Genomic DNA, 22,079 nt, shown 5'->3' on the forward strand with positions numbered 1-22,079 from the left:
CATGCCGTTGCTCGTCATGGCGAACATGCAGCAGAAGCTCGAGAAGGTCGTGCAGCTGAAGCTGTTCGCCTTCATGGCCAAACTGCAGGCCGATGACGCCCTGCCCGGCTTGCACATCGAGCCGATGGTCAACGCTGCCGATGCGCGCGCCCGTACGGGGCGCGTCGACCAGGGGCTGCGGGCGGTGCTCTACAAGATCGAGGTGCCGTCCGGGCCGACGACCTACGTCTGCGCAGGCGTGTACGAGCACGACGAAGCGATCAAGATCGCGAAGTCGCAGGTGCTCCGGGTCAACCCGGTCAACGGGGTGACGGAACTGATCGCAGCGCCTACGCCGGCGGCACCCGCTACCCAGGCCGCCCAGTGGGTTCATGAGCCGCCGACGTCACAGAAGCCGTTCCTCGACCAGTTCGGGTATGAGGCTGAAGATCTGACGAGCTCGCTTGGCTTCGACCTCGAGACAGCCGAACGACTCCTCGCGTTCGCCGCCGAGGACGAACTCCTGGCCTTCGCGGAGTCGTTGCCAAACCAGTGGCAGCAGAACGCCGCTCTCGGCCTCGCGGTCGGAGACTCGATCGAGGGGATCAAGACCTCCCTCGGACTTGGTGGCACGGAGTCGGACACAGCTGTTCCGCCGACGAAGGAGCGCCCAGCAGAGGTGGCGCCCAGCGGCTCTCCGGAGGAGACCGAGGCTTCGGAGCTGCTCGAATCGCTCAAGCGACCCGCGTCGCAGATGCAGTTCACGTTCGTCGACGATGATGAGGAACTCCGCCGCGTCATCGAGGGCGGTGACTTCGGAGCATGGCGCGTGTTCCTGCACCCCGAGCAGCGCGCGTACGCGACGCGCACCTACAAGGGTCCCTTCCGCCTGACCGGAGGCGCCGGTACCGGCAAGACCGTGGTCCTGTTGCACCGAGCTCGAGAACTCACGGTGGATTCGGACGCACGGACCGTCCTCACGACCTTCACCAGGACCCTTGCGAGCATGCTCGACCGAGACCTCCGACGTCTCGACCCGCAGCTCCCGCGTGCAGCGCAGCTCGGAGAGCCCGGTGTCCTCACCGCGGGGATCGACCAGCTCGCGCACGCTGTCCGGGACGCCGCGGAGTCGAGCGGGTGGGAGCGGGCTTCGATCGACGCCATCGGTTGGGACGCCGAGCGTTCCGCTTCCCTGGTGTCGAACGCGACCGGGTGGGACGAGGCGGTGTTCGATGCCAAGCCCGACCTGCCGAGCGAGCTGCGTTCACCCGCCTTCATGGAGAGTGAGTACCTCCAGGTCGTCCTGCCGAACGGTGTGACGTCGAGGGCGGACTACTTCGCGGCCCGACGGCCCGGACGCGGAGTAGCGCTGGATCGGGCGAAACGAGCACAGGTGTGGTCCGTCGTCGAGCAGTTCCGGCGCAACGCACGAGCTCATCGCCGACTCTCGTGGGCAGAGCTCTCGTCCGTGGCTGCCGCGTACCTCGACGCTCACCCCGCGGAGCGCCCCGCTGACCACGTCCTCGTCGATGAAGCCCAGGACCTCACGCCGAGCCACTGGACCATGCTCCGCGCGCTCGTCAGGGAGCACAGCAACGACCTGTTCGTCGCCGAGGACTCCCACCAGCGCATCTACGGGCAGCGGGTCGTGCTCTCGCGTCTCGGCATAAAGATCGTGGGCAGATCGCGACGTCTGACCCTCAACTACCGGACGACGCAGCAGAACCTGCGGTACGCGCTCGGCGTGCTCGAAGGCGGCGAGTTCACGGACAGCGAGGGAAGCCCCCAGGACGAGCAGGGCTACCGGTCCGCGCGACTCGGACCCGAGGTACGGGTCCGAGGACATCAGACACCGTCTGCGCAGTACGACGCCCTGGCGCAACAGCTCGAGGACTGGAGAGCTGCGTCCGGCGATGTGGACTCGATCGCGGTACTCGTCCGGACGAAGGGTGCGACCGAGACCGTGGTCCAGCAGCTCGCCACGCGCGACGTCCCCGCTACCGAGAAGTCAGCACGCGACAAGGTGCGGGTGATGACGATGCACGGCGCCAAGGGCCTCGAGTTCTCCCGAGTCGTCCTGTTCGACGTGTCGGAAGGCGTCGTCCCGAACAAGCTAGCCCTGCAGCATGCTGCTCCTGAGGAGCGGGCCGACGCCGAGCTCCGCGAGCGATCACTGCTGTACGTCGCGGCCAGCCGTGCGCGTGACGAGCTGATCGTCAGCTGGCAAGGGGCACCTTCTTCGCTCCTGGCGCGGTGACGAGTTCGCTGTGGCTCTGGACGAAGTTGCGCTGACGCGCTTGGTGACGGGGCTCGTGCCGACGATGTCGAGGAGCCTTGCCGAGCAGTTCAACGTGTTCCGGGTGATGCACCACGGTACCCACGAGAAGCAGTTGTCGAACGTGTTCGCATGGCTCTTGCGCGTGGATGCGACGCACCACCTCGGAGACCTGTTCCAACGCATCCTGCTCCTCCGCGTCAACAAGGCGCGCCCCTCCGGCGACCAGCTGCCGCTCTCAGGTTTCCGCGTGCTGCAGGAGGTGGACACGACGATCACTGCCGAGCCTGGCAAGGACATCGCCGACATCGTCCTGTTGCGTGACGACACGGCAGTCATGATCGAGAACTTCGAGACGTCGGACGGCCATGGGCACGACTACGAGAGCTACCGCACGTACGGCAGCGCGAACGAAAGACAGAGCGTCGTCGTGATGCTCTGCGTGCGCCGGGAACGTCAAAAGTTGTCCATGGGTTGGGAGAACGCCGTCGTGGTCGCCTACTCCGAGGTGCTCGACGATCTCCGCACCCACCTCGACACAGATCGCGGTTGGCGCGAGGAAAACCCCCGGCAGAACGTCTTCATCAACGAGCTCGTCGACCAATTCGTGGAAGGACCGCAGGCGATGACGGTGCAGGATCAGTTGGAGTTCATCAAGACGATGTGTGAGACCGGCGAGTCCGCTCGCTACGGGCGGCGCAACCGGGAAGCAGTGGCAGCCGAGTTCGCCGGGCAGGTCGCTCAGCACGCGCAACGACAGTTCGAGGACAGCCGCAAGACGCTGGGCCTGATCAAACAGTCGTTGCGTCGGTACGCGGAGCCAACGCTTCGCGTCCTGGTCAACGAGGCAACCGGTGGCGTGGTCCAGTCCGTCTCAGCAAACTTCCAAGGACGGTGGGAGTGGAGTACGACTCTCGTGACAGGGGACGGTGAGCCGAACATCTTCCTGGCGTTCGGCCCGACTGCCGCGACGGAGAACGAGCGAGCACCGGAGCCCGTGAGCGATCCCGACTACTCGAGGGTGTTCGTCGCGAGGCAAGCGGGAGCTGGGATCGACCGGATCGTTCAAACCGACGTCTCGCTTGGGGAAGTCATCGCGGGCATCGATCCCGATGATGATCGACTCGGCCTTACGGTCGTGGCGTTGCTCCAGGAGAACACAGAGGAAGGCGAGACAGCGAGCATCGCCCTTCCCGCCGGTCCATCGTACTGACGTCTTCCTCATCGTCGCGAGGTCAATATGACTCGTCAGACCAGTGTGTCGGGAACCAGATGCCCGGCTGCACTGTACAGACGTAGACGGGTTCGCCATCGATCAACGTCGCCATCGTGCCTGTGCCGTCGACCTTGAAGCGCCCGCCGGTCGGGCGGGCGCTCCGCATCGCGTCCCGCAGGGGCTTCGTCGCGGCCTCGCCGATGTAGCTCACGAGGGTACGACGGCTGTACAGCGGAAGGATGTTGCCTTCCGTGTCGAGTTGATACGCCCGACCTTCGTTCCAAGCCGCTCGTGCCCGCGTGGTAGCCGCTTCCAGAGATCCCTGCGAAGCTTCGACAGCAGTATGAGAGCCGCCATGATCCGATTCGACCCGACCTTCCACGCCCGCATCGTCCCGATCACTCGTCTCGTCGGCGTGGGCGCGGAGCCATGCACTCACGATCTCGGCCGAGATCCTCCCGCGTTCCCCAACCGCGAAGCCGTTCGCCTTCGCCCAGCGGCGAAGCGCCGGGACGGGCGCAGGAAGCAGAGGTGCGAACTGCTCCGCTCGATCGACTTCGGGCTGCCGATCGGGACGAGGACCCGCCGGCGAAGGCAGAGCCTCGTCCACGCTCGGGACGAGTGCCAGCTCCAACGCCGTCTCCGCGTCAGTTTCGTGCCTTGGCGTCCATCTCACCTCATCGGTCGAGAACAGCTCAGGGGCAATGACTGCTTCAGCCTGAGCAGGAGGCGAAGAGCTCGCCTCCTGACTCAGAGGCAGCTCGGCCGGGTCCTCCGAAGGCAGATCTGCGACATCGATAGGTGCTCGCAGCTGATCCAGACGCTCCGTCTCAGCGCGGTCCTCACGAAGGCGCGCCAGGTCGGCTGCCTCTGCTGCTCGCTCCTTCATCGCCTCGAGGCGAGCCCACAGTGGCCTCATCGCCTCCTCTGGATCCAGGTAGTACTTCGAAGCACGGACGCGCCAGAATGACCAACCCATGCGCTCGAGAACGCGCTGGCGCCGCACGTCGTCGTCCCACTTGTCGGGCCCGTGGAACGAGTCTCCGTCGCACTCGACCGCGAGACGCTCCCCTGGTGCGACACGCACGACGAAGTCGAGACGGTAGCTACCGACGCGATGCTGTGGCTGGACGTCGTAGCCTCGGTCCAGCATCTGCTTCAGGACGTCACGCTCGAACTTCGACTCGGTCAGCTCGTAGAGACCGACGGTCTGATCTCGCCGCTCGTAGCTCTGGGCATACTCGATCATCGCCCGACGGTGGTCCTCGTGGTGAAGCGTCGCCGCGTCCATGCTGTGGAAGATCCACAACTGGTCCTGCGCTCGAGATACCGCGACGTTCGCCCATTGCGCGTAGCGCACCGTCGTCGCAGCGAACGATGCGTCGTGCGCAACCATCGAGACGAACATCACGTTGCGCTCGTCGCCCTGGAACAGCGGCGGGTTCCCGACCCTCATCCGCCGGCGCTCGAACTCCTCATCGCCGATCGCCTCCCGGATCATGTCCTGAATGATCTGCGACTGCGGACCGCTCATCATCGTCACGACGCCGAAGGTGAGGCCCTCGTACGACGCGTCCTTCACGCATTGAGCTACCTGGGCCGCGATCGCCTTGGCTTCGTCGGTGTTGACACGACTCGAACCTCGCTGGACCGAGACCGCACCCTCGACGTGCACTACCTTCAGCGGGTCGCCGATCTGCGGAACTCCGACTTCTCTCAAGGGGAGAATCGCTCCCTTGTAGTAGCGATTCGAGAACTCGATGATCTCCGGCACGCAGCGAAAGTGTTCTTTGAGCGCGATGGTCGAGGGGAAAGCGCGGCCAGAGATCGAGTAGAGCGAATCGTCGAGTGTGAGCAGCTTCGCTTCGGGCATGCTCTTGAGATGCTGATCTTGGAGAGCCGCGATGCGTTCCGTCGGGGTTCCGACTCGCTCCGGGGTAGTTTGTCGGTCGTCCCCGACGACGACGGTCTTCTTGCCGAGCGCGAGCACACCGAGCGACAGGAGGTCGCACTGTGATGACTCGTCGACCACGACGACGTCGAAGAGGTCAGAAACCCGCGGGTCGAAGTTCTCCATCACTCGGTAGATCGGCATGATCCAGATCGGCACGGCACCCATCGCGGCCGGCAGAGCCTCGCGCGCAGCTGCTTGGAAGCGGGGTGCGTTCTTGCCGGTGCCCTTGCCGACGCGTTTGACGGCCGAGAGCCAGTTCTCGAGCGCTCGACGTTTGCGGTCTCGGAAGTTCTTCTTCAATTCGACACGAGCCGACCGACTTGCAAGGTCCACGATCGCCTGACGGAGCTCGGCCGCGTCGGCGTGCGACTGCTCCATCAGGGACTCGGTGTCCGTCTCGGCGTGCAGGGCACTCAACCAAGTGCGAGCCCTCGCCCGCTCCCATGCCCGAGGAGCGTGTTCGACGTCCCCGACGACAGCTGGCGCTGCGCACGTTTCGACGATGGACCGTCCCCACGCTGGCGCACCAGCGCGAACAAGACGCTCGGCCAGTTCCTCCACTCGGAGCACACGCGAGCGGATCACGAGCAGGCGGCGAGTCTCTTCAACGGCTTCTTCCCACTTGTCGGGTATCGCCAACTCGAGTGCCTCCAGCAGCGTTTTCCACAGCGGCGACCTGTCCTGTGATTCGTGCTCTTCACGAATCCGGGACTCGAGTGCGCCCAGTTCAGCCGTCAGTTGTCGCTCTTCCAGCCGAGCGCCCCCTCGCTCGAGTACCTCGGCCGCTGTTGAAAAGGACTCGGCGGGGCCGTCAGCTGCCCGTTGGTGCCCGATGTAGTGCTCGACCCGGGCCGCCAGCGGCGGGTACGTCTCTGACCACCACCGTCCGACCAAATCCACCCGACCGGCCAGCTGGTCCGCGCTGAAGAGGAAAGAACCATCGAGCGGTGGCACCGGGATCTGGAAGGGTGCGTACGCCTGCGTCATCCTGACGTGCGCCTCGCGCAGAGCAGCCCGCAGAGCGATCTGAGCGCCGACGAGCTCGAGTTGCGGCGCTGTCGTCACCGGGAAGGTGTCGACGCTGGTCTGTGCCGCGAAGTCCTTGAGTTCCTTCGAGGCGAACATCGACAACTTCTTGCCGGCCGTTAGACGCTCCGTCCAGACCTTTACCATCTGGAACTGAGCAGCGGGATCCCCATCGGGCGTGGCCACGATGTGCCCAGCCATGCGCTTCGTGAGGTCGCGCGCTTCGCGGATCTTCCCCCTCACGCCGGGGTTGTGCTCCGCGACCCAGAGGTGTCGTTGGTCACCACTTCGCACGGCCGCTGCGAAGGAATTCTCCCAGTCGCCGGACAAGTCTCGCAGCGTGGCCGCAGATCGTCCGAAGTCAGCGGCTTCTCGACGAATGACCTCCAGGGTCAAACCGTCGACGGTCTCGAGCCGAAGGCCCTGGTCCTCCAGCGACGTCACTCTCGCCCGAAGGTCCTCCAGCCGTTCGAACTTGCTGCGAAGCTCGCCGGCGCTGGGCAACCACGGCACATTTGGCAGGTTCAGCACGGCGGCATGACGGTCCTCCAACGCGATCGCTCGTACCAGGGCGACCAGCTCGGAGAATTCTTCCGCTGTGATCGGGAACCTCGCGTCCAGGGGAACCCGGTCCGAGATCACGTCCAGCTCGCGATCGCGAGCAAGCCACGCTGCGACCTGCGGCGCCTTGCTCCACCCCTCCGGGAGTTCGTACTCGCGTTGCTCGCTCTGCAGCGCTCTGACAAGGGCCGCGTCGGTACGCGCTACTGAGTCGCGAAGCTCGTCGACTCGCGCCTCGAGCTCAGATATTCGCCGCTCCTCCCGAGGAACATCGAGGGCTGACAACGAATCCTGCATCGACTGAGCCGCACTCCGGAGATCCTCCAGGGCTGCCGGAGTCGATCCGAGGACTGCGAGCGAGAGGTCACGAAGCTCCTCCGGAATCTTGTCGCGGAGTACGGACAGCGCCTGTTCCTTCTCGGCGGTGACGAGGACTCGCTTCCCCTGAGCGACGAGGTGGGAAACGAGGTTGACGATCGTGTGGGACTTGCCGGTCCCCGGCGGGCCCTGGACCGTGACGCCGCGCGACGTCGCGAGTTGCCTCGCAATCCGCACCTGCTCGGCGTTCGCCGGCAACGGCATCAGAAGACGATCGGCCGTGCCGTCGTTCGTAGTGAGGACCTGCCCTTGCTGGACCAACGCCGCGTCCACCCGGTCGCGATCCGCCACGACCGAGGCCAGACCCTCCGGCAGGAACTGCTCGCTACGGATCTTCTGTGCGAGCTCGTCGTAGAAACGCTCTTGACGGAGTGGTCGCTTGCGAAGGAAGAGCACCCACCCGTCGTTGATCGAGGGCCCGTTGCCCATCGCAGCAATGTCCGAGGACTCCGTCAGCGTCGCGTCGACACCGAGCGGGGCTGCGATCTGCTTCCGGACGGCGAGGCGCTCTTGCTCGTCCCAAGGGTCGGGAGGCGTCTCACGCAGAATCGAGCGAAGGCTCACGAGACCGTCTCGGCCTGGCAGGTCTGTGCCCTCGACGCTGTCGAGTTCGAGTTCGACCGCCTGCTCCGGGGCCACCCGGACGACCGCGTCCTCAGGACCCAGCTGGACGGATACCGGCGTGGTGAGCATCGGCGCAACGATCTCCGTTCGGTTGTCGCGAGCAGAGAGGACGACATGACCCCACACGACCTCGTGCGTGGCCGACGAGGCCTCCGCTTCGAGGTGCAAGTCGTAGAGCGCAGAGTAGAGCTCGCGGGCTGCCAAGGACGGCCGGTTGACCTCTGCCCAAGGGACCCACACCTCGGTCAGCCAGTCATCGAAAGCGGCGCGGAGGTCGTCACGGAAGCGATCTCGAAGGGCCGCACGGACTTCGCGCGCTTCGTCATCAGCTTCGGATGCTGGGTCCCCGAGCTGGGTCGTCACCTGATGTTCGACGCGCTGCGTCGCAAGCTGCTCGTCAAGGACCGGCGTCTTGCTGGCGGTTCGAAGGGCTTCATCCGGCGCGAGAAGTCCCACCAACGTCGAGGGCACTGCAACAGTGGCTGGAGCCGGAACCCTGTCGACGGACAACCAGGCGGTCCGGTTGTCTCCCGGCCCGAGGATCACTGCGCGGTGCTTGGGAACAGCGGATGGAAAGAGGCACATTGAGTGCCGTCTGACATCTCGTACTGGCTTCGGACCGATCTCGCGCGCAACAGCGGAGAGGTACTCGAGGAGATCGTAACTCTGATCGAGAACGGACTGCTCGGTGGTGGATTCACCATGATCGCGCAACTGCGGTTTCCCCTCTGATGACCGGTGAAATGATCATGCCAGTTCGGACCGACACACAGGAACCGTCCGGCGTGATCGACGAACTGGAGCGAGACCCCGCTTGGCCCACGAATGCGGAACGCGGACCGATACAGACCTCTTTGCCATCAAGCTTCTGGTTGTGCGTCGAGACACGCGATGCCGTGCCCGTTGGCATCTGCGATGTCCCGAACCAGCTGCGAAATGCCGTCCAGCGTCCACTTGCTCGGCAGGTCGAGGGATACGGCGGAGCGACGGAGCACGGGTCCGCCGAGCAACCCGACAGTTCCGATGGGAGCCGACCCCCCTGCCGCGTAAACGAGGTGTCCCTGCCCAAGCCCGAACCTCCGGCAGTACGCGGCCAGCTGGTACAAGTCGGCGTTCGGGTACTGCCCGTGCTTCTCCACCTTGTATTTCACGTCGATGCACGCCCGTACCTCCCCGTCGACGAGCCACACGAGGTCCGGCGCGATCTTCACCGTCCCCTCGACGTCGAGCGTCGACTTGTACTGCGACACAAGCACTCCCCCGTACGGCTTGAATGCCTCGCGCAGCGCAGCTGACACGAAGTCCTCGAACACCGACCACATGTCGACGAGGAATCCTGACGCGACGATTGACCCGGCGCGCTGTTCGACCGACGACCCAGTCAACACGAGCGACGCCAATGCCAGCGCCGACCTGTGCCGCGCGTTGCGTCGATCCGGCCGGACGACCGGCACCGGCGCCCCGACCGGGATCACCGACGCCCCATCGAGCACCCGCACGATCCGCCGAAGCGCCCCGAGCACATCAGCAGGCACACCCGGCAACCGGAGTAGCCGCGTCGCAGCGGTCAGCAGCACCTGGTTCTCCACGATGTCCTCGACGTAGTCGTCGAACGACACCTCGACCGGCAGAGGCTGCCCACCCCGCCGCGTCAGCTGGTCGCCGATCCGCCACCGTCCGCGCACGAGCGGTAGCGCGTCCTCCCGCGTCACGTACCCGCGGAGCGGCCCTCCTGCGAGCGCCCGCGAGGCCTGCCGCACGAATGCGTGCGCCAACGCTGGGACGAGGTCCTCGTCCTCCTCGAAGCCGAAGTCGTCCTCGGTCCAGATGGCACTCCCGGCGCGTGCGTACCCGAGCATCGCGAACAGCCGCCGCACGGGCGTCTTCGGCTTGAGCCAGACTGTGTGCCCGGCGATGCGGACCACCCCGACCTTCCGGACGCCGCTCACACAGAACTCATCTGTGCCGAGTGTCGGCGCGACGGTCGCGATGTTCGCCGATGCCAGACCGACGGCCACCGCCCGCGGCAGCCGGCGCACCACCAGCTGGTCCGCCTCCCGCAACTCAATCGTCGACGGAAGCACCTTCGGCCCCGTCCGACACGGGGGGCGTCGCCTGGCGACGCAGCGTCTTCAGGCCGTACCGCGCCTCCAGGTCAACGCCTTCCCCGTAATGGTGCTCAGCTAGCAGCGGCAAGATCTCGTACCGCCACACGTCCTGCAGGCCGGTCCCGGCCAGGTCGCGCATCAGGAAGGACGGACCCACCTTCGCATCGTGGTCCTGGATCTGCGCGTTGAGTCGCGTCAGCAGGTCCGCACGGTCGTCCTGGAGGCCCTGGGTCACCAGCCAGCGCGACAACACGTCCTGCACGGGCTCGCGTTCCGGGTGCAACTCGACGAACGCGAATCGGCGCCGCATCGCGGCGTCGAGCATCGCGATCGAACGGTCTGCGGTGTTCATCGTGCCGATGACGAAGATGTTGCTCGGCAGGGTGAACGGCTCGTCGCTGTAGAGCAGGGAGATCTCGCTGTCGCGGTACTCGAGCAGGAAGTACAGCTCGCCGAAGACCTTGGCGATGTTGCCACGGTTGATCTCGTCGATGACCAAGAAGTAGTTCGCCTCCGGGTTGGCGGCTGCTGCATCAGCGAGGCGCCGCAGCGGGCCCTTCCGGAGCGTGAAGGCGAGGTTGCCGCTGTCGTCGTTGGCGACGGGGCGGAAGCCCTCGAAGAAGTCCTCGTACGAGTACGTCGGGTGGAACTGCACGATGGTGGTCTCGCCGTCGGTGCCGTCCGTCACGTGCTTCGACAGGGCCTGTGCGAGGAACGTCTTGCCGGTACCGGGAGGTCCGTAGAGGATGACCTGCTTTCGGCGCTCGATGAGGTCGAGGGTGTCCTGCAGCCACCGTTGAGGTATGTGCAGCGCGTCGGTCAGTTCCTGCACGGCCCTGGGAAACGGAGCGTGCTGCTGCGGTAGGTGCCGGTCAGACTGCGAGTCCTCTCGATCGTCGAGACTCGGGCCAACCTCGTCGTTGCCCGACCACCGCACTCTGAGCGGGTCGCGGTAGTACGCCGCCGGCTCGTTGTTCTTGGTCTGCAGGGCCAGGGTGATCTCGAGGAACTCGCGGTCTGGGTCGTCTCCGACCTCGACATCCTTCAGGTCACCGGCCACTTCCCCTCGGAAAGCTTCACGGATGCGCTCTCGGTCGGTACCGGAGACGACTTCGCCGAACGACTCGGGGTGCACGAGGTACAGGAGCTCGTTGCGTTGCGTCGGGAACGGAGTCCCCGGAACGCCCATGACGAAGTCGCGCCACGACCAGGGGTCTTCAAGCAATGCATCGCGCTCGTCGTCGTCGAGGCGCACCCAGGCATCCACGAGTCGAACCACGAGGGACAGGGCGCTGTGGATGTTCTGCAGCATGCCCTGGCCCGGATTGAATGACCAGGAGCGGAAAGCATCGTCGATCGAGGCTGGAATGAGGACGGTTTCGTCCATCAGGTCGAGCAGCGCTTGGACGCGCTCCCGTTTCTTCCGCTCACCCGGGTTCTGGAGCGGCAACACCTGCCAAGCGATGAGCTCCGACATCAACAACCGGGCATCGTCACTGGCGTCGGCGAACTGCTGCCGAAGCTGATCGACGAAGGACTCCCCCGAGGCGGTCTCCTGCTTGACAAAACATTTGATGATCTCCTCGGTGACCTCTGTCCGCCAGACGGTTCGGTGCTCCGCGAACACCGACGTCAACTGACGGAGACCACGTTCCGTGAACCGTTCTGACGCCGCTCGAATGCGCTCGGATCCAGCGTCCGGCGCGAGGATGGCCACTGCGAGTCGAGCCTCACGGTCGGCGAAGAGCAGCTTCGTGTTGACTCGAGCCTTCCGACTCGCCTCCTTGCGCAACAGCGTCGGGTCTGACATCTCGTTGATGGCAGTGCGCCCCAGATCGGTGATCGACCATCGGCCGTCGCCAGACTTGTTGAGCAGTCCGGCGCGCCCGAGCATCGATGTACCGAACAGGAAGGCGTTGAAGCCGCGAGCCTGCGGTCGTGAGCGCACATGCGTTTCCTCACTCTCGCTCATCGGGATCTGGGCGACAACTGCCTCCCAGGTGTCTTTCCGCCGTTGTGGCTCGGACTGATCGGCGAGCTGATGGAGCGCCGCTACGAGTCGCTGGTCTTGAAGCTGCTGATCGGTCATCTCCGGCCTTTCACGTTGTCCGAGCGCACTGAGTCTCGCGTCGTCCTGGCGGGACCCGGTTCCAGTCCGTTCTCCCGCATGAACTCGAGCGCACGTTCGACCGTTTGGATCTTCCTCCGGAGATCTGCGAGCACCGGCGACTTCAGGTCCGAGTACTCGTCCAGGCGCTCGTACTGACGCCGCACCTGTCGCTCGGTCTCGACCAGGAGGTGCCAGACACCGGGATCCTGCTCGAAGCCGCGCTTCTCGCGAAGGATCGCCGCAGCGAGTTGTCGCATCACGATCGATTCGACCACCTCCGCAGAAGTTCCCGTGTTGGCGAGGCCGAAGGCTATTCCCCCACCCCCCGCGGTCACGAGGCTGCCGGCGGTGATCAGGCCTCCGATCATCCCGCCCGGGCCGAAGGTCGCAAGCGCGCTCGTGAGTGCGGCGGCCCCGGCGAGCCCTGCGCCCGCGGCGATCGCCAGGCCACCGGTCGCGATGACGATCGCGACGGCACCAGCGCCGAGCGCGCCGACCTTGATCCAGTTGACACCCTTGCCAGCGTCGAGCACGGCCTCCGCGCGTCGAATGGCGTCGAGGACGTCATCTCCGAAGGCAGTACCGAGACCGAGCTCCGCGGTGATCTCTCTCATCGCTTGACGCCGCGCGGGGTCAGGAATCGCGATCTCGAACGGTCTGATCACGTTGTCCGATGCGAGGACGATGAGTTGAGCCAGCGCATTCTCCGGATCAACGTGCGCGCCAGGAGCAGGTGCAGGCGCTGTTGACTCCGGTTCAGCGAGGTCGAACCCCAGGGCCGCGAGGTGCTCCGGTCGCGGGCGGCCGTCGGCCTCGCGGCGGCTGAGCAGCGCCTCGATCACGTTCGCCTGCGTGGCCCGGACAGCTCCGAGGAATCTGTCGCGATGGTCGTCCTTCAGCTGGCCACTCAAGAGGTGTGCGTACCGGAGCGCGAGCAGGACGACGTTTTCGTCATCGTCAAGCGGAGTGTCGAGGGCGGAGCTCGTCGTGGCGACTTCTCTCGAAAGCGACCCGTGCAGCGCGTATCCGATCGCTTCGGCAACTCGCAAGTCAGAGAGGTATTCGACGGCGGAGTGCACTCGGAGGGTCGGGGGCGTGGAAACACGGAGATCGAGCAACCAGGGCATGACGGACGAGAGACCCCGAAGGGCCGCGACCGGATCGCGGTCGTTCCAGAAGTTGACCCACCAATCGAGGTTCGTCGGGGGCTCCTGCATCGCGTCCCGCAACGCAGTGGCCTGCACCGAACCGCTTGCCAACGGGCTGCCGATCGTGACCATGCCAACGAGCTGCAGATCCGAGGGGAGGCGTCGGACGAGGTCAGCAGCGATGACTGACCCCAGGCTGTGACCGACGATCAAGAGCCGCCCGCTGGCGGGCAATGCCTCGAGAACTCGATTGAGCACCCGCGCCCGCGTCTGCTCGTCGTGGAGGTAGTTGTACGCCTGCGTGAACGGATGCGTCTCGAAACTGAGGTCAACGAGCGCCGCAGCGCCGAAAGCACCGGACCCGGGATCGTGTTGGCCAAGGCGGTACTCCATCGCGCTCGTCCGACGCTCGAACGCGCGTCGGTTCGCGCGGGCGTCGTCGCGACTGGGCTGCTTGACCGTCACCGGTGGGAGGCGCAGCTTGCCATCACCGTTCCGGAGCGCGTAGGAGTACTTCGGCGCGATCCACCGATTGGGATCGAGCGCCGGGTAGCCGCCTCGGACCAGAGCAGCAGAGAGCGCGATCTGCCACGCGTCTTCGAGATCGCCCGCTCCCACGCCGTGGAGGAACAGCAGGATGGGGTCAGAACTCACGAGGAACCTTTCGAGCCCAATTGACAAATCTTCGACGTTCGTCAGGCTAGTGGTCCCGCTGCCGATTCGGCGCGTCAACGCTTGAGCACCATCCGACCCCGGCTTGTCGGCGAGCCATGGCGATGAATCCCGACATGGCCGGAGCAAGCAGCAGGGGAACTCCGGCAGACGCCCCCAGAACAGGTGCTGCCGCCATCCACCTTCCGTCCCCGAGGATGAGTCAGCACCGTCGGTATCAGGGACAGGCGGCGCTCCGCGCACCACGCCCTCGGGGGAAGCACATGACGATCGCAGGGGAATCGGCAGGCGTCGAAGCACGCCGTCAACGCGGCCGAGCGAGCGAACTCCGCCGCCAGGCCGACGAAGCCGAGCAACGCGCCGGCCGATTCGAGATCGCCCACCGCACCGAGGCCGAGACGGCGAGGACCCTCGCGCCCCTCGCCGGCATCGGCTACCACCTCCTCGCCGATCGCCGCTGGCCCGGCAGCGCCCACGCCAACGTGGACATGATCGTCGTCGGTCGCTCCGGCGTCTGGATCGTCGACACGAAGGCCTGGCGCGAGGTCGCTGTGGACAACGGCCGGATCACCCGCGGGCAGGAGGACGTGACCGATGACGTCGCACGTCTGGCCGATCTTGCCTGGGACACCGAGAAGGTGTTGACCGACGTCGGGCTCGCTCCCGGCGAGGTCCACGCGGTCGTCGCACTCGCAGGCAAGAAGGGCGTCAGCGCGCACGTCGCCTCCGTCGACGTTGTCGGCACTCACGACCTCATCAAGCACATCACCCGCCCGCGAGCCCGACTTTCCCCCGAGCGCGTCGACAAGGCACTCGCTGCAGTGCTCTCGTACTTCCCGGTGATGGACGGCGCCGCGGCGAGCACGCAGCAGGTGATCGTGCCGCAGACCGTCCTTGCGCGGGAGCCCGAGCCGCAGCCGGCCCTCATCGACCAGGGGGAGCTCGACCAGGGGGAGCTCGACCAATACCTCCTCGACGGCATCCTCGAGGCACCCATCGAGGAGTGGATGGCCTCGCTCGACCCGGCGCAGGCGAAACTCGTCCGCCGCAACTTCAACGGTCCCGCCCGCATCCGCGGTGCGGCCGGCACGGGCAAGACGGTCGTCGGCCTCCACCGAGCCGCCTACCTCGCTCGCTCGACCGGCGGTCGCATCCTCTTCACCACGTACATCCGCACCCTGCCCGCGGTGCTCGAGTCGCTCTTGAAGCGACTGGCGCCGGAGATGGTCGGCCGCGTCGACTTCGTCAACGTCCACGCCTTCGCGACCCGCCTCCTCAAGGAACGCGGCATCGCATTCCGCACGCCCGGACGGGAGGCACAACTCGCGTTCACCGACGCGTGGAACGCGGTCAGCGCCTCCAGTCCGTTGAAGGCGACCCGCTTCACTCGTCGCTACTGGGAGGAGGAGATCAGCCACGTCATCAAGGGGCGTGGGCTGACCCGCTTCGACGAGTATGCAGACCTCGCTCGCGTGGGCCGGAAGCACCGGCTGACCGGTGATGACCGGCAGGCGGTGTGGGACCTGTACGAGGCGTACTCGGCCGGGCTCCGCGAACGTGGCGGCTGCGACTGGGAGGACGTGATCCTCCTCGCGCGCGACGCCCTGCGGGAGGTTCCGCTCGACCGGTACGACGCCGTCATCGTCGACGAGGCGCAGGACCTGTCGTGCGCGATGGTCTCGCTACTGCACTCGCTCGTCGGCGACCGCTCCGACGGGCTGACCCTGATCGGTGACGGCCAGCAGACGATCTACCCCGGTGGGTACACCCTCGGCGAAGTCGGCATCAGCCTCGCCGGCCGTGGCGTGGTCCTCGACGTGAACCACCGGAACACGGCCGAGATCCTCGACTTCGCCAAGCAGATGGTCGCGGACGACCAGTTCGTCGACATCGAGGGGGTCGACGGCGTTGGGGACTCCGTCTCCGCAGTGACGCGCTCGGGGCCCGAGCCGGGCATCCACCGGTTCACCCGTCGTGACGAGCACGATGCCGCGATGCTGGTGCGAGTGGAGGAGGTCCTCCGATTGGTCGGGACCGGTCGTGGCGATGTCGGCATCCTGACGGCAACGAATCCGCAGGCGGACAAGGTGATGGCCTTGCTCGCCGATGCCGGGGTGCCGACGGTCTCGCTGAAGGACTACGCCGGCAAGAGCTCGGACCTGATCCGCGTCGGCACCATCAAGCGGGCAAAGGGCCTGGAGTTCAAGCAGGTGCTCCTGCCGCAGGTGCCGGCGAAATTGCTCGCCGATCCGCCGACGACGGAGTCCGAGTCAGCGAAGGAGCGGCGCGAGCTCGACCGGCGGGAGTTGTACGTCGCGATGACTCGGGCGCGCGATGGACTCTGGGTCGGGGCGCGCTGAAGACCGCGACCACCTTGTCCCGCTGAACCGCGCTCTGTGGCACATCAGGCTTTCGCGTTCAGACGTTCTGCAATCGATTCCCTGACGGGCATGATGTGAGAGTGCCGCTCACTTCCCCCGCAACGCTGCGTGATCGCCTTGTGACGTTCCTCGCCGCGGTAGGGGGCTCCGCGAGAAGGTCGGAAGCTCTCCAAGGTCTCTTCGATCTGTACGACGACCAGTGGACCGCGGACGATCTGTCCCCAAGAACTCCTCGGGACTTCGAAGCGAAGTGGCGCGGTCGAGTCGTCGTCGAACAGCGGAAGCTCGTGCAGCGCGGAGTGCTTGAGGCCAGGACCGATGATCTCTGGGCGCTGCAAGCTGACTTCGACCTCGGTGCGATCGATCTTCAGCAACTCAGGGCTCGAAACGATGAGGTCCGGCGCAGGGAGCGAATCTGGTCCGCTGCCAAGAACGCGGGAGCCCCTTCGAAGTTCTTGCCCGACAACTTCCCGAGTTGCGGCTGCGCGCCGGAGGACGGGGAATCTACGTTGACCGTCCGACCACGAACTCGACGATCGCGCCGGCCGGTATTGCTGTTTCATTCTTGGACCTGGGGGCGGCATATGCGAATGAGCGTGGTGTTGATGGCGTAGAGTACATGCTGCCGAAGACGAAACGGCCGGGGCGAGACACGGCAGAAATCGAGGCGACCGTCCGGGCTTACGAACTGGCGGTACCGGTCTTCGTGATTCTTCCCGGCAAGACGACGACCACCAGAGCGGTCCGACGAGCAATCGTCGAGGAGGTCAATCGCGACTCCGGTTCCGTGCTCATCACCTTCATCGATGATGAAGTCCTTCCCCCAGCGCCTTCGACGGGGATCCATGCCGAGTTCGAACTCGTGCTCGATGATGAGGAAACTCGCTGGCAACGCAGGAGGGCACGACCAAACCAGGCACGTTTTGCCTTCGCGGTGATGGCGCGGTACGGAGCTCGCTGCGCCGTCTGTGACATCTCCGCATCCCCGGTCCTTGAAGCAGCACATGTACGTCCGAATTCGCTCAAAGGTTCAGACGATGCCAGGAATGGTCTCCCACTCTGCAGCAATCACCACCGGCTGTTCGACAAGGGGTGGTTCGGTATCGATCCGGTGAGCACCAAGATCGTGTTTCGGGACGACAGTCAACGAGAACACGTGCCTATCACGCGGAGTGATCTCCGGCATCTTCCGGCTCAGCCCGCGCCGGCCGCGCTCCAAGATGCCTGGATGCGGTGGAAGCGACACCAAGACGGTTAGCTTCTACCGGCTATGCCTGAGCCGCGGCGACGACAATGGGTTCGCGAATCAAATTGACCTCGAACGAGCCCGACTGACAAAAGCTGTCTTCCGTCGACGCCAGCTTTCAAAAGCCCGCAAGATCATCATAATCGGCTCAGGGGTGGCATCGCTGCGTTGAGTCCGTCACCGGCGAACAACCGACCTCGCTCCCACACGCGCCTATGCCACGATGAACGCAACGACCCAGGGAGGGGCACCAATGGTCGACCGAGCACTCCGTGACCGTCTACAGACACTGTCGACGGTGGCCGCAGCGATCCGCCACCACCAAGCCTCCATCCAGAACGCCGCCACAACGGCGCAGGACACCCTCCTCACCCGCCGCGTGACGATCACCGGCCCAGCCCTCTCGTGCTCCGTCCTCCCCCTCCGCGCCGCCGACACGACCCTGGCGGCAGCGATGCAGCACGCCGCCCTGCTCCCCCAGGTCGACGCCACTGCCGAGAACGTCCTCACCGTCCTGGCGAAGGACGTCCCCCTGGCCCTCGCCGACGAGGACGCAGCGTCCGGCATCGCCGGGATCTTCGCCGGGAAGGAACGCCGCGAGGCAGCAGCACGGGCCGAGTACTACCTGGCCGAGACGGACGCGTGGCTCGACGCCAGCGGCGCCCTCACCGCGCTGAAGGCGATCGACACCCGTCATGTCCCCCGCCCCGACGCCACCCTCGACGCGCTCCTCGACACCGAGGGCCCGCTCCTCACCGCGACCGCGCACCTCGGCCCGGTCGCCCTGATCGACCTCGCCCCGATGGCGCACCTCCCCACCACGATCGAGACGCTCCGCACGGTCGTCGAGACCGAGCAGGAGGCACGGGCGCGCGTCCTCGACGCCGGCCACCGCGTGCGGGACGTCGCGGCACGGCGTGAGTTGAACACGATGAACGTCGACCGGCTCCGCGAGGTCACCCGCGACCAGCTCCGCCTCGGCGCGGTCCGGGACGCCGGCATCCAGACCGTGGGCGAGCTCCTGCGGGCCCCGATCGTCGCCGGTCACCTGCCGGGCATCGGCGAGACGACGGCCGCTCGCATCAACGCCGCCGCCCGGTCGATGCAGGACGCGGCTCGCGAGGACGCCGCCGTCCAGATCGACGCCCACCGCCAGGACACCGCGAGCGTGGCGCTCGTGTCCGCGCTCCGGCAGTGGGAGGCCGCGAAGAACGGCGGCGGCCCCCGCGCCGCCGTCCTCGTCGACGAACTCGCTCCCCTGGCGGACGCGGTCGCGCAGCGAGCGGTCCTGGGGATCGTGCACCAGCCGGGCGCGCGGGCCTCCGGGTCGTTCAACCCAGCCGCGGGCGCCGTCGAGCGGATCGAGGCGGACGTCGACGACGCCCGCCAGCGCGCGGTCCGCGCGGCCGGCGACCGCGACCGGATCGCGACGACGGACGACTGGAGCGACTTCCTCGACCGCCCGGCCAGCTACTTCGCGCTCCTCGACGAGGTCGGGCTCACCGACTCGACGACGGCCGGCCGCGGGTCGCTCCCCGAGGGCCTGATCGAACAGATCGAGCAGTTCCACCTCGACACGTCCCTCCTGTCCGCGTCCCTCCGCGGGTACCAGCGATTCGGTGCGGCGTTCGCGCTCGTGCAGGAGCGAGTCGTCATCGGTGACGAGATGGGCCTGGGCAAGACCGTCGAGGCACTCGCGGCGATCGCGCACGTGGCGGCCACCGCTCCGGACGGCATGCCCCGCTTCGTGGTCGTCTGTCCCGCGGCGGTGGTGGCGAACTGGCTGCGTGAGACCGAGAAGCACACCGCCGTCCCGGCGTTCCGCGTCCACGGCACCGAGCGGATGCGCCGGATCAGCGGCTGGCTCCGCGAGGGCGGCGTCGCCGTCACCACCTATGAGACACTCGAGTGGTTCCGCACGCAGGTGTCCGAGGAGCAGCGATTCGCCGCGGTGATCGTCGACGAGGCGCACTACGTCAAGAACCCCGACGCCAAGCGCACGAAGCACACGCGCGCGCTCCTCGAACGGTCCGACCGTGCACTGCTCATGTCCGGCACGCCGCTCGAGAACCGTGTCGAGGAGTTCCGCGTGCTCATCGACCACATCCGCCCGGATCTCATCGTCGGCGAGGACGACGACCCGTTGACGTTCCGCAAGCAGATCGCGCCGGTGTACCTCCGCCGCAGCCAGGAGGACGTCCTCACCGAGCTCCCGGAACTGGTCGAGGTCGAGGAGTGGACCGACCTCACCCCCGCCGAGGCCACGCGCTACGCCGCCGCGGTCGACAGCGACAACTTCCACACGATGCGGCAGCTCGCCATGCTCGACGGCGCCGCCTCGAGCAAGATCGCGTCGCTCCGCGACGTGATCGCGGAGGCTCGCTCCACCGGCCGCAAGACCATCGTCTTCTCCCACTACCGAGCCGTCCTGGAGGCGGTGCTCGCCGCCGTCGACGGAACCGTCATCGGTCCGCTCAGCGGCTCCACCCCGCCTTCCGGGCGTCAGGACATGATCGACGAGTTCTCCGCGGCCGCTCCTGGCGCCGTGTTGGTCGCGCAGATCATCGCCGGCGGTGTCGGCCTCAACATCCAGGCCGCGTCGGTCGTGGTGATCTGCGAGCCGCAGCTCAAGCCGACGACGGAGTGGCAGGCGATCGCCCGCGCCCGTCGGATGGGTCAGCTCGACGTCGTGCAGGTGCACCGGCTGCTGTCCGAGGACGGCGTCGACGCAGCCCTCGTCCGGATGCTCGCGCGGAAGACCCGGACGTTCGCGGACTTCGCGGCGGTGAGCGAGACGGCGAGCGCGTCTGCGCAGGCGTTCGACATCTCCGAGTCGCAGCTCATCGCGCAGGTGCTCGCCGAGGAGCGTGCTCGGCTGACGGAGGAACGAACTGCCGGAGCCGCAACGCCGGAACCGGCCGTCTGACGGGCTGAGCCCTACCTGGCGGCGGCGAGCGCCGCCTCCAGGACGTCCTCTTCGATGATGGGGATGCCGTACTGCCGGGCCTTCCGCGCCTTGCCGGACAGGCTGTCGACGTCCGCCGCGATGAGCACCGCCGTCTTCTTCGTGACGTTCGGCGCCGACCTGATGCCGAGCCGCGCGAGATCCGCCTCGATCTCAGGGCGGCTGCGACGCATCTCGCCGGTCAGGGTGACGATGCTGCCCTCGCCCAGGTCGATCGACGGCTCTGCAGCTGCCGCGGTCGACGTCGGCTGCTGCGCGGCGGAGAACGACCGTGCACCCATGCGGGCGGGCTGCCGGCTGTGCACCGCGTGCTCGAGCTCGTCGTCCGTCACGCCGAGCAACCGGGCGACCCGCTCGAGCTGGATGTGGTCCTGGATGGTCAAGACGCCGTCTGCCCACACCGCTTCGACCAGGTCGCCGAAGTACCGCTGGTGCAGATTCGCACGGGCAGCCGCGTCCAGCCCGAACTCGGTCGCGTAGGCGCTGAGCTGATCAGCGTCGCTGGCGGCGAGCAGGTCCTCGGAGACCGCACGGTCGAGGACGGCCGCGTAGAGCGTCGCCTCCGCGCTGCCGTCGACGGCGGGCAGTCGGTCGGTCGCCACGTCGACGCGGGTCCGGGTTGACGCGCCGGTCGAGCGGTTGCGCGCGGTCCACGCCCGACCACTGCGCGGGACTCCGGGCCACCGCTGCCCGCCGGCCAGGGTGCCCCAGGTCGTCCAGCGCGGATCACGGCGGGACGATCCGATGTAGGCGCCGAGCAGACGGGCGGTAGCGTGCGCATCGGCGAGCGCCTCGTGCGCGTCGACGAGCTCGATGTCGTAGGCGCTGCAGCAGTCGGCGAGCTTCCGGCCGGACCCGGGGAGGAACTCCTGTGCGAGCCGCATCGTGCAGAGCGCACTGCCCGCTTGCTTGAGCGGTGAGCGGTGTCCGAGCCGTTCGAACTCGGCGTGCAGGAACCGTGCTTCGAACGAGGCGTTGTGCGCCACGACGACGCGACCCTGCAGACGCTCTGCAAGGTCACCGGCGACGTCCGCGAAGGTCGGAGCGCCCGCCATGTCGGCACCACGAAGGCGGTGGACGTGCACGGGGCCGAGGTCGCGGTTCGGGTTGACGACGGTCTCGAAGGTTCGCTCGACCTCGCCGTCCGGCGTCACGTGGACGATCCCGATCTCGATGATGCGGTGCCCGTACGACGGAGCGAGTCCGGTCGTCTCCAGGTCGATCACCGCGTAGCCGTTGTGCATCGTGCGCTCCTCCCCAGCGCCACGGTCCCACCCGGCGCTGGACCATCATCACCGCGATGGCGCCCCGCGGCGACCACCTGTTCGAGGGACGACCGCCCGGGGCCTCGACCGGCACGCCGCGCCCGACCGTGATCGCGCGACCAGGCCCAGCACCGAGACGGCATCCTCCGATCGGAGGATGCGCCTCCACCC

12 protein-coding genes are annotated in these 22,079 nt (G+C 66.7%); 6 read left to right on the forward strand and 6 right to left on the reverse strand.

Annotated elements, in window-relative coordinates:
- Nucleotide 1: 1 nt before the first annotated feature.
- Nucleotides 2-2,236: a 3'-5' exonuclease gene (locus KM842_RS07240; RefSeq protein ID WP_216261778.1), complete on the forward strand. Its 2,235-nt coding sequence runs from the start codon at nucleotides 2-4 to the stop codon at nucleotides 2,234-2,236.
- A 10-nt stretch (nucleotides 2,237-2,246) separates the two neighbouring features.
- Nucleotides 2,247-3,467, forward strand: coding sequence for a PDDEXK-like family protein (locus KM842_RS07245; protein ID WP_253206299.1), 1,221 nt, complete (start codon nucleotides 2,247-2,249; stop codon nucleotides 3,465-3,467).
- Between the two features lie 22 nt (nucleotides 3,468-3,489).
- Here the strand turns inward: KM842_RS07245 and KM842_RS07250 are convergent, their stop codons facing one another.
- The gene (locus KM842_RS07250) at nucleotides 3,490-8,469 is read right to left on the reverse strand and encodes a PDDEXK-like endonuclease domain-containing protein (protein ID WP_216261779.1); all 4,980 of its coding nucleotides are present in this window, start codon (nucleotides 8,467-8,469) and stop codon (nucleotides 3,490-3,492) included.
- 132 nt (nucleotides 8,470-8,601) lie between these two features.
- Here KM842_RS07250 and KM842_RS07255 point away from each other — a divergent pair, with 132 nt between their 5' ends.
- Entirely contained in the window at nucleotides 8,602-8,745 is a 144-nt protein-coding gene (locus KM842_RS07255) for a hypothetical protein (RefSeq protein WP_216261780.1), read from the forward strand.
- 128 nt (nucleotides 8,746-8,873) lie between these two features.
- On the opposite strand, the gene KM842_RS07260 is transcribed toward KM842_RS07255, so the two are convergent.
- From KM842_RS07260 to KM842_RS07270, 3 genes are read right to left on the reverse strand one after another with little or no spacing between them, the layout of a single operon-like run.
- Entirely contained in the window at nucleotides 8,874-10,097 is a 1,224-nt protein-coding gene (locus KM842_RS07260) for an McrC family protein (RefSeq protein ID WP_216261781.1), read from the reverse strand.
- The gene (locus KM842_RS07265; protein WP_216261782.1) at nucleotides 10,078-12,210 is read right to left on the reverse strand and encodes an AAA family ATPase; all 2,133 of its coding nucleotides are present in this window, start codon (nucleotides 12,208-12,210) and stop codon (nucleotides 10,078-10,080) included. The genes KM842_RS07260 and KM842_RS07265 overlap by 20 nt, the downstream gene beginning before the upstream one ends.
- The gene (locus tag KM842_RS07270; RefSeq protein WP_216261783.1) at nucleotides 12,207-14,033 is read right to left on the reverse strand and encodes a lipase family protein; all 1,827 of its coding nucleotides are present in this window, start codon (nucleotides 14,031-14,033) and stop codon (nucleotides 12,207-12,209) included. Before KM842_RS07270 ends, KM842_RS07265 begins: the two co-directional genes overlap by 4 nt.
- 281 nt (nucleotides 14,034-14,314) lie before the next feature.
- On the opposite strand from KM842_RS07270, the gene KM842_RS07275 reads away from it, so the two are divergent.
- On the forward strand, nucleotides 14,315-16,411 hold the full coding sequence (locus KM842_RS07275; protein WP_216261784.1) for a nuclease-related domain-containing DEAD/DEAH box helicase: 2,097 nt from the start codon (nucleotides 14,315-14,317) through the stop codon (nucleotides 16,409-16,411).
- Between the two features lie 44 nt (nucleotides 16,412-16,455).
- Here the strand turns inward: KM842_RS07275 and KM842_RS07280 are convergent, their stop codons facing one another.
- Nucleotides 16,456-16,806: a hypothetical protein gene (locus KM842_RS07280; RefSeq protein ID WP_216261785.1), complete on the reverse strand. Its 351-nt coding sequence runs from the start codon at nucleotides 16,804-16,806 to the stop codon at nucleotides 16,456-16,458.
- Between the two features lie 245 nt (nucleotides 16,807-17,051).
- Between KM842_RS07280 and KM842_RS07285 the strand changes: the two genes are divergently transcribed.
- Nucleotides 17,052-17,690 (forward strand): HNH endonuclease, encoded by a 639-nt coding sequence (locus KM842_RS07285; RefSeq protein ID WP_216261786.1) that lies wholly within the window; start codon nucleotides 17,052-17,054, stop codon nucleotides 17,688-17,690.
- A gap of 286 nt (nucleotides 17,691-17,976) precedes the next feature.
- Nucleotides 17,977-20,604 (forward strand): DEAD/DEAH box helicase, encoded by a 2,628-nt coding sequence (locus KM842_RS07290; RefSeq protein WP_216261787.1) that lies wholly within the window; start codon nucleotides 17,977-17,979, stop codon nucleotides 20,602-20,604.
- 11 nt (nucleotides 20,605-20,615) lie between these two features.
- Here the strand turns inward: KM842_RS07290 and KM842_RS07295 are convergent, their stop codons facing one another.
- Nucleotides 20,616-21,887, reverse strand: a complete 1,272-nt coding sequence (locus tag KM842_RS07295) for an exonuclease domain-containing protein (RefSeq protein WP_216261788.1) — start codon at nucleotides 21,885-21,887, stop codon at nucleotides 20,616-20,618.
- Nucleotides 21,888-22,079 lie beyond the last annotated feature (192 nt).

Origin of the sequence: Curtobacterium sp. L6-1 (genome assembly GCF_018885305.1) — a bacterium.
GTDB lineage: Bacteria > Actinomycetota > Actinomycetes > Actinomycetales > Microbacteriaceae > Curtobacterium > Curtobacterium aetherium.

What these genes read in the sequence shown, in the direction of transcription:
- KM842_RS07240 (WP_216261778.1), top strand. Translation starts at nt 2, where the DNA reads ATGCCGTTGCTCGTCATGGCGAACATGCAGCAGAAGCTCGAGAAGGTC.
- KM842_RS07265 (WP_216261782.1), bottom strand. Translation starts at nt 12,210, where the DNA reads ATGACCGATCAGCAGCTTCAAGACCAGCGACTCGTAGCGGCGCTCCAT.
- KM842_RS07275 (WP_216261784.1), top strand. Translation starts at nt 14,315, where the DNA reads ATGACGATCGCAGGGGAATCGGCAGGCGTCGAAGCACGCCGTCAACGC.
- KM842_RS07285 (WP_216261786.1), top strand. Translation starts at nt 17,052, where the DNA reads ATGCTGCCGAAGACGAAACGGCCGGGGCGAGACACGGCAGAAATCGAG.
- KM842_RS07295 (WP_216261788.1), bottom strand. Translation starts at nt 21,887, where the DNA reads ATGCACAACGGCTACGCGGTGATCGACCTGGAGACGACCGGACTCGCT.